Below are 2378 nucleotides of genomic sequence, written 5' to 3'. Positions count from 1 at the left end.
CGCTGGAGGCATGCGAAGGTCCCTGTTGATGAGATGGCGCGTGTATTGAAGCGCTGTCGGTCGACGATCTTTCGAGAACTTAAGCGCAATCATTTCTCTGATGAATGCATGCCAAAGTGTGATGGCTATTACGGCGCGGCCGCCCAGATGATGGCCGCAGATCGTCGCGCGCGACAACGCAAACTGATCACGCATCCCGAACTTTGCCAGCGCGTGATCGAGCGGATCAAAAACGGATGGACGCCCGAGCAAATCGGCAACCGCATGCTCCATGAAAGGACCATTCCAAGGGTCTGCCAGGAAACGATTTACCGCTACATCTATTCCAAGGAAGGTCAGCGCGAAGATTTGTGGTGGTACCTTCCAACGCACCGTGTCGCGCGCAGGCCCCGGCGAACCAGACGCCGCAGAGAGCCTAAATTCCATCGCGATGTCAGTATCCTTTTCCGCCCCGACGATGTCGCTCACCGCCGCCAGTTCGGTCACTGGGAAGCTGATTTGATGCTGTTCAAACAGAAGCTTGGTCAAACCAACGTCACCTCACTCGTCGAGCGTGTCAGCCGGTTCACAGTGATCCGGAAGAACCCAAATAAGCGGACAAAACCTGTCATGGGAAAGATTATGGATGCCATCCGTGATCTTCCCCTCCCTGCACGCAAGTCAATTACCTTTGATCGTGGCACGGAGTTTGTAAGCTGGCCCCACCTGCAGGCTGAGATCGGGACACAGACTTGGTTCTGTGATCCATCCAGCCCCTGGCAAAAAGGTACTGTCGAGAACACAAACCGCAGGCTTCGAAGATGGCTCCCGCGTAAGCGCGACATCCGGCAATGCACAGATCACGATATGAAGGTGATCTGCGATCGCCTCAACAACACGCCCCGTAAATGCCTCGGATGGAAAACACCCGCCGAAGTCTTCCGCGAAAAAATGATGGAGGAAATGGGTCGATCCGCCTACCCTCAGAAGGAATAGGAGTCGCGGTTCAAGTATCGCTCACATTTGCATTTCCGGCGATGCGTCCCAATACAGCCGCCGCCAATAGGCCGTTCCCGGAAAGATATCCGCTGTCACCCCGCCCAGACACACCACAGGCTGCGCCGCCGCCAGCGAACAGATTGGGGATCGGCAAGCCATTGCAGGCAATAACCCGTGCTGAGTTGTCAATCCGCAGCCCCCCTTGTGTGTGAAACAGCGCGCCAGTGACCCGCACGCCACAATAGGGAGGCGCAAGACGTGTTGTTCCGAAGCTGCGGCCAAAGCCATCCGTGCCACCGGTTGGAAGAGTGTCTATGGTTTCCTTGAGCGTAGTGGCGGGCAGTCCAAGGGCCTTGGCCAGTTCGTCCAGCGTGGTGGCGGTTTTGACCGCTCCCTGGGCCTCAGCGCGCTTAAAATCTTCGAACTGCCGCGCGACATCTGCGATCCGCGTATCAAAGATGGCAAAGGCCTCACCTCCCGGCTGTGACAGTACAGCGCGTGCGGCCTCGGAATAGCCCTGTGCCTCGTTCCAGAAACGCTTTCCTGCGCTGTTCACCTGTACGCCACCTTCGGTGATCGTGGCCCAAGTGATGAGGATACCGTGGGGATGGGCCACATTGCCGTGGCCCTGATAGGCGCCCAGATGCTGGGTTGCTGCGCCAATCTCATCGGCCCAAAGCACGGCCTCGCCACGGTTTCCATCATGGCCAAACCAAAGGCCGCTTTCGATTTCGGGCATATGCTGGGCCACCAGCGCGCGGTTGCCGCCAAAGCCGTTGCAGGCAAGGATCAAGCGCTTGCAGCCAATGGTTTCCACCCCACCATCGGGGCGACGCGCGGCAACGCCATGCACCGAGCCGTCGGCAAAATACAGCGTCTCGGCGCGGCGCTCGCAGATGATGTCGATGCCTGCATGCTCGGCGGTGCTGCGCAGCGCGTCGATCAGTTCTGACCCCGCCCGCGTTGGCAGCCCGTGCATCCGACGGCTGGAATGGCCGGGATAATCAAAATCATCGACAACCGAGAACGGAAGCCCATGCGTCTCGGTCAGCCAATCGATCACATCGGCGGCATTCTGCGCCATGAGATCCACAAGGCCCTGATCGTTTTCACCATGGGCTTTGGCCTGAATATCTGCTGCGAACTGGGCCGAGCTGTCAGCTATGCCTGCCGCCTGTTGCAACTTCGTTCCTGCCGCTGGAATCAGCCCCGCCGACAGAGCGGTGGACCCAGAAGGTAGCGCATCGGCCTCAATCACCAGAACGTCTTGGCCAGACTCATGAGCTGAGAGGGCCGCAATTAGACCACAAGCTCCAGCGCCGATGATCAGGACCCCTACCTCTAGGTCAAAGCTTCGCGGCGGTGATTTAACCCTCGGAGTCGTCATATCGCGCTCCGTT

The 2378-nt window shown here is 58.6% G+C and carries 2 protein-coding genes; one reads left to right on the top strand and one right to left on the bottom strand.

All coding sequences use genetic code 11. The annotated features are described in order from the left end of the window. On the top strand, positions 1-975 hold a 975-nt coding region (locus tag QZ522_RS19020; protein ID WP_294615336.1), incomplete at its 5' end, for an IS30 family transposase. 10 nt (positions 976-985) lie between these two features. Here the strand turns inward: QZ522_RS19020 and QZ522_RS19015 are convergent. Beyond that, positions 986-2365: an FAD-dependent oxidoreductase gene (locus QZ522_RS19015; RefSeq protein ID WP_294615339.1), complete on the bottom strand. Its 1380-nt coding sequence runs from the start codon at positions 2363-2365 to the stop codon at positions 986-988. Between the last annotated feature and the right edge of the window lie 13 nt (positions 2366-2378).

The sequence above is a fragment of the uncultured Roseovarius sp. genome, from assembly GCF_913054395.1.
In the GTDB taxonomy this organism is placed as follows: domain Bacteria; phylum Pseudomonadota; class Alphaproteobacteria; order Rhodobacterales; family Rhodobacteraceae; genus Roseovarius.
This window is presented reverse-complemented; position numbering and strand designations above follow the sequence as displayed.

Bases quoted from the DNA above. Each gene is read 5' to 3' on its own strand.
- QZ522_RS19015 (WP_294615339.1), bottom strand. From the start codon at position 2,365: ATGACGACTCCGAGGGTTAAATCACCGCCGCGAAGCTTTGACCTAGAG.